General features: G+C 78.8%; 2 protein-coding genes. Both read right to left on the bottom strand.

Features of this window, described 5'->3' with window-relative positions:
• Positions 1 to 131: 131 nt before the first annotated feature.
• Positions 132 to 2,126, bottom strand: coding sequence for a hypothetical protein (locus IF43_RS0112155; RefSeq protein WP_158939285.1), 1,995 nt, complete (start codon positions 2,124 to 2,126; stop codon positions 132 to 134).
• Positions 2,123 to 6,010, bottom strand: a complete 3,888-nt coding sequence (locus IF43_RS0112150) for a DUF5682 family protein (RefSeq protein WP_234332119.1) — start codon at positions 6,008 to 6,010, stop codon at positions 2,123 to 2,125. Before IF43_RS0112150 ends, IF43_RS0112155 begins: the two co-directional genes overlap by 4 nt.
• Positions 6,011 to 6,046: the final 36 nt, after the last annotated feature.

Genomic DNA, 6,046 nt, shown 5'->3' with positions numbered 1-6,046 from the left:
GTGGGCCTGCCGCTGGGGGTACCTCCCAGCGGTAGCTGGGGGAGGCCTGCAGGCCGCCCCTGTCAAGCGCCGAGGGGACCCACACACCACGGGACCCGCACCAGGGGACCCACAGCACGGGACAGCGCACATCACGCCCAAGACGCAGCGACGAGGTGCCGTTCGGCCGCCGAGAGGTGGACGGCGGCGGCCAGCCAGGCCCGGGCGTAGGGGTCGGCCGAGGAGTCGGTGAGGCGGCCGAAGACGTCGCGGGTACGCCGGTCGGCCTCCGCGGCCAGGACCTGGGCCAGGTCGGCCGCCGTGCCGAAGCCGGCACGGCGCAGCACGTCGGGGCGGCTGACCGGTTCCGCGCCCCGCGCCGCCTCGGCCACCGCCCGGCGCCCGCCCGCGACAGCGGTCTCCAGCAGCCGGCGTACCCGCCACAACGGCGAGTCCGCCAACGGGTCCGGACCGGGCCCGACCACCACCGGCGCCGCCGAGCCCGGCGCCGCGGCCGGGAAGTGGTCGCCCTGGAGGCGGTCGTACCCGAGGTCGACACGGCCGAGCCGGTCCTCGGGCAGCCGCAGCGTGCACGGGTCACCGGGTACGGGTCCGACCGCGAGGGGGCGCAGGGTCGCCGCCCGGTCCAGGTCGGGCCGGCCCAGCACCCGCAGGCGCAGGCCCGGGTGGCCGGCCAGGCGCCGGAGGTTGGCCAGGTGGCCCAGCTCCGGGTGCGGGTGGGCGGGCAGCAGCCGCAGCACCGGGGCCCCGTCCCGTACCACCCCTTCCGGCGCCAGTTCGCGGACCAGCAGGCTCTCGCCCGCGGCGCCGACCACCTCCACGTCGCACCCGAGCAGCCCGCCCCCGTCACCGGCCCCGGGTGCGGCGGCCGCCAACCGGTCCGCCACGGCCTCGGCGGCCGGGCGGGCGAACAGCGCGGCGGCCGGGCCCTCCGACCACGGGACGCCGCGCAGCGGTGTGGCCTTCACGCCGCGGCCGGCGCCCAGTCGGCCGTCCGAGGAGACCGTGGCGCCCACGACGAGCAGACCCCCGCGGGCCAGTCCGGCGTGGTCGAGCACCGCGCCGCCGAGCGCGACGGGCGCGGAACCGGCGCCCCGGGCCCGGGCGAGGCCGCCCGGTTTGACGTCCGCGAGGGACAGGTGGGCGCCCTCGGGGGTGAGCAGGTGGGTGACGACACCGCCGTACCCCGTGGCGGACAGCACCGGCTCGCGGCACAGGCCGAGCACGCGCAGGCTGCCGCCGGGCCGGTAGGCACGGCGGCCGCGGCCCGCGAGGTCCGGGGCGGCGGCGCCCGTTGCCAGGGTGGAGCTGATGCGCAGCACGTCCAGGAACGCGCCGGCGAGGTCCGACAGCCGCAGGGTGGAGCTGCGGTCGCGGGCCGCGCGCAGTCCGCGGACCAGCCGCAGGGTGGCCGCCTCGGCCCGGGGCAGGCCGGCCACGCGGGCCGTGTGCGCGGCCCGCAGGAGCTCGGCCTGGACGACGGCGCCCGCCGCCGGCACACCGGCGGCCAGGGCCGTCGCGGCCACCTGCCACAGGGCACCGGCCGCGGCCGTCTGGGCCGGGCCGAGCGGCTCGGGCCGGGCCTCGACGAGCCCGGCGTCCACGTCCGAGCCGGCACCCGAGCCGGCACCCGAACCGGCACCAGAACCGACACCAGATCCAACACCCGAGCCTGCACCCGAGCCTGCACGCGAACCAGGGCCGGATCCGTCACCCGAGCCACCTCCAGACCCGGCGGCCGAGCCGACACCCGAGTCGACACCCGCCCCGACGTCCGAGCCGACGTCCGAGCCCACACCCGAGCCGACATCCGAGTCGGCGATCGGAGCAGCACCCAGGACCGCGGTCCGGTGCAGGCAGCGCGGTGCCAGCAGGCAGCCGCACACGGCCTCCCCCGGCGCGGTGACCACGCCCGACGGGCCGGGACGGACGGTCACCACGGCGTCCTCGCCGAAGCGGACGGAGACCGAACCGTCCGCGGCGGCCACCGCGTTGGCGGCGCAGTCGGCGATCGCCGCGTCCAGCTTCTTCCGCAGCCGGGCGGTCAGGGACTCGACGGCCTCGGCGAGGACGGCAGGTGCGACCGGCGGGAGGGCGGTGACGGGCACGCTCGGGTCGGGGGTCAACGGGCTTCTCCACGGAGTCGGTCGCCCACCCAGCGGGCGAGGGCGAGCGGGCTGAGAGCGGCCACCGGCATCCCGGCGGCGACGAGTTGCCGGGCGATCGGGACCGAATAGCGGGGCGTGCCCCGGTCGTCGAGGGCGGCGCAGCCCAGCAGGTGGGCCCCGGAGGACGCGAGCGCCCGCACCTCGCCGAGCAGCCCGCCCACCGGGTAGCCCTCCTCGAAGTCGCTGACCACCACGACGAGCGTCCGGCTGGGCACGGTGATCAGCGAGCGGGCGTGGGCGAGGCCGGCCGCGATGTGCGTGCCGCCTCCGACGCGTACCTCCAGCAGCAGCGACAGCGGGTCGTCCACGCGGTCGGTCAGGTCCACCACGCTGGTGGAGAAGGCGAGGAAGTGGGTCGACAGCGTCGGTACGCCGGCCAGCACCGCGGCGGTCAGCGCGGACCAGACCACCGACGCCTCCATGGAGCCGGACACGTCGACCACCAGGATGAGCCGCCAGTCGGCCTCCCGGCTCACCCGGGTGCCGAACACCGGCCGCTCGGGTACGACGCGTACGCTGCCGTCCGCCAGCCTGCGCGTGTGGGCCAGGTTGGCCCTCAGGGTGCGGGCGAGGTCGAGGCGCCCGCCCGGCCGCAGGGTCGGACGCGGGGTGGTGAGTCCCGACAGCGCCGGCCGCGTCCGGGTGGCCAGTTGCTTCGTCAGCTCCTCGACCAGGCGCCTGACCAGCGGCCGCAGCCGGGCGAGTCGGTGCTCGGGCAGGCCGCCGGCCAGCGACAGCACCGAGGCGAGCAGGTCCACCGACGGGCGTACGGACGCCGGGTCGAGCTCGGCCAGCACGTCGGTGCGACCCGTGTCGACGGCCGCGGCCAGCACCTCCTCCCGGACGTCGGCCCCGAAGAGCGCCTCGAGTTCCGCGGCCCACTCCCGGGCCGTGGGGAAGGCGGCCTCCTGTCCCCCGCCCGTGCCCGGTGCACCGTGCGGGTCCAGGTCGGCGGCGCCTTCGCCGCGCCCTGCCCCGTACAGCTCGTCCAGCGCGCGGGCGTGGCGCCGGGAGGCGGCGGGCAGCCGGTCGTGCTCCCGCCCCAGCAGCAGCCGCCACCGGTCGGCCGACCCGATCCGCAACGCGCCGGTTCCCGACGCGGCGGCACGGTCCGGGGAGCCGTCGGCCAGGGTGGCGGACGGACCTGTGGAGCCGTCGGCCAGGGTGGCGGACGGGGCCGCGGAGTCGTCGACCGGACCGCCGGGCCGATCGGACGGAGGGGTGGGACCGTCCGCCCGTCCGCCCGCCGTAGGTTCCGGGGTGCGGGCGGCCGCCGTGCGCGGGCCCGGTACGTCCGGCAGGGCCAGCTCCTTGAGCGCGGCAGCGCCGGCGGCGTCGGCGGCCGCCCACAGGGCGAGCAGCGCCGGCGGCGCCTCGAGGGAGAGGTCCGGCCGGTCGCCGAGCCGGCCGGCCACCACGTCCAGCAGGCGGCCGCGCGCCGCGGGCGCCAGTACGTCGAACCCGCCGCGCAGGGCGGGCAGCCGGTCCAGGAACTCCCGGTCGGCCAAGGCCTCGACCCGGTCCAGCACGGGGTCCAGGGCGTCCGCGGACGTCTGGAGCAGCGGCCCGGCGGCGGCGAGCAGGCCGCTCAGGCGGCGGGTGAGCCGGCGGCGGCCATCGGGGTCGGTCGCGGTGTCGATCCAGCCGGCGGCCCGGGCACCGAGGCCGGCCGCAGGCTCCAGGTGCAGCAGGACCCGTACGGCCAGGGCGGCGCCCTGCATCAGGGGCGAGCCGGTGTCCGCGAGCGCCGCCAGGGCCTGGTCGAGGCGCAGCCCGAGGCGGTGGGCGGCGGCCCGGTCGGCCAGTGCCACCAACGCGGCGGCGTCCGCCGGCTCGTCGCTGCCCGCCAGGCCGGGCAGCGTACGCACCGCCGCTTCGAGGAGCACCGCGGCGAGCGCGGCCGCCTCGGCACGGGCCTCGGGGCCGGTACCGGGGAGGTGGCCCCGGTGGAGGGCGTCCAGCAGGTCGAGCGCCTGGAGGAGCTCGGGCAGGCTCGCGCAGCCCGGCAGCACCTCCGCGGCCTCCGCGAGCCGTACGGCGACCAGGTCGGGCAGGTCGCAGCGGGCGGCGTCCCCCAGGCCGGTCAGGATCTGCGCGCACGTCGGGCCGCCCTCGGCGGCCTCCTGTCGTGCGGTGGCGCGCAGGGTGCCGTCCGCCGCCTGGGCCGCGGTGACGCCGCGTACGCCGGCGAGGTCGAGGCGGGCGGTCACGGCCGGGGTCCAGGACAGCCGCCACTTGGTCCCGAGGGCCGTGCCGTCTCCGGTGGTGGCCACCCTGAGCGGCTCGCCGTACGAGGCGCCGCAGACGAGCAGGCGCTGCAGCAGGACCTCGCGCCGGGCGTCGGTGGGTGAGCGCAGCGGCTCGAGGCGGATCTCGCGCGGGGCCGGGTCCTCGGGACGGGGCAGCCGCAGGGCGGCCAGTTCCCGTTCCACGGACGGCCCGAGGCCCGATCGCGGGGTGCGGGGCGAGAGCCGTCCCCGGTCGGTGCCCACGAGGACGGTTTCCATGGCGCGGGCCAGCGCCCGGCCGCGCCCGAGCGGCTCGCCCTGTCCGAGGACGGTGGTGACGGCCTCGACCAGTTCGGCGCGCCCGGGCGCCGGCAGGCCGCGCAGCCGGGCCAGGTCCCCGGCCAGCCGCAGCGTCTCGGCGGCTTCCCCGGTTCCGGCGGTGTGTCCGGCGGCGCGCAGTTCGCGGCACACCGCGGTGACGACGCGTGCGGCGGCCCCGTGTATCCGCTCGGGATCGCCGGCCGCCCGCAGGACGGCCTGCTGCCACAGGGGGTCGCGGATGCCCGCGGGGTAACCGGAGCGTGAGTCGAGCAGATCGAAGGAGTAGGGCACGAGGGACGTCACGGGTGCCGGGTCGGTCGGGGCGCTCTCGGCTCCGCCGCCCGGACGCCGGACGGAGCCGGGCCGGGTGTCGGCGCCGGTCCTGCCCCTCGGTACGGACCCGGCCCGGTCCGCCGCGCGGTCGCCCGCGTCGATGTCGACGTCGACCCCGCCCACCGCACCGTCGTCGACGTCGGGATCCGCAGCGGCATCGGCGCCGGCAACCGCTTCGGACGGGGCAGCGGTCGCCGACCGCTCCTCCTCGGCGTGCCGTCGGTCGTCCGCAGCCGCCAGGGCGGGGGCGTGGAAGGCGCCGACGACCGCCGCGACGGTGCGGCCGCCCGCCGAGGCGGCGCGGATCACCCGCCGCATGTGAGTCTCGCGGGCCAGGTCCCGCGCGGGGACGGTGCCGGCGGCCTCGGCGTCCCGGCGCAGGGCCCAGCCCACCCCGAGGGCGGCGCGGCGGACCGCCTCGGGCGTGCAGCCCGGGGCCCGCACCTCCACGGCACGGTCCCACAGGTCCTCGCCGTCGCGTCCCGTACCGGCCGCGGCGAGGGCCTCCGCGAAGGAACGCCCGGCGACCGGGGGCGTGGCGGCCGCCGCGCGCCCGTCCGCCCCGTCCGCCCCGTCCGCCCCGGCCGCCGCGTCCTGCGCGGCCTGTTCGACGTCCAGGGCCTCCCCCGGTCCCGGAGCCACCGCGTCCGCCTCGTGCCCGGTCCAGCCCGCGTCCGCGAGCGGCAGGTCGCAGCAGAGCACTTCGACCCCGTGCTCGCGCGCCCAGCGGATCGCGGCCAGTTCGGGCGAGAAGTCCGCGAAGGGGTAGAAGGCCGGCAGGCCGGACGGGCCGGTGCCGGCCAGGGCGACCGGCGCCCTGGTCTCGGGATCTGCCAGGTGTTCCAGCCATCCCTGGAAGTCGACGGGCAGTTCCACGCACACGACCTGCGCGCCGGCCGCGTCGAGCAGCGCGGGGGTGACCGCGGCGAGGGCCGGGCTGTGGTGGCGTACGCCGATCAGGTAGGGCGCGCGGGAGGCGCCGAGGGCGTCGACCGC

This window comes from Streptomyces sp. NRRL S-87 (assembly GCF_000719335.1).
GTDB lineage: Bacteria > Actinomycetota > Actinomycetes > Streptomycetales > Streptomycetaceae > Streptomyces.
The sequence above is the reverse complement of the archived record's forward strand: the minus strand, read 5'-3'. Positions and strand labels throughout refer to the sequence as shown.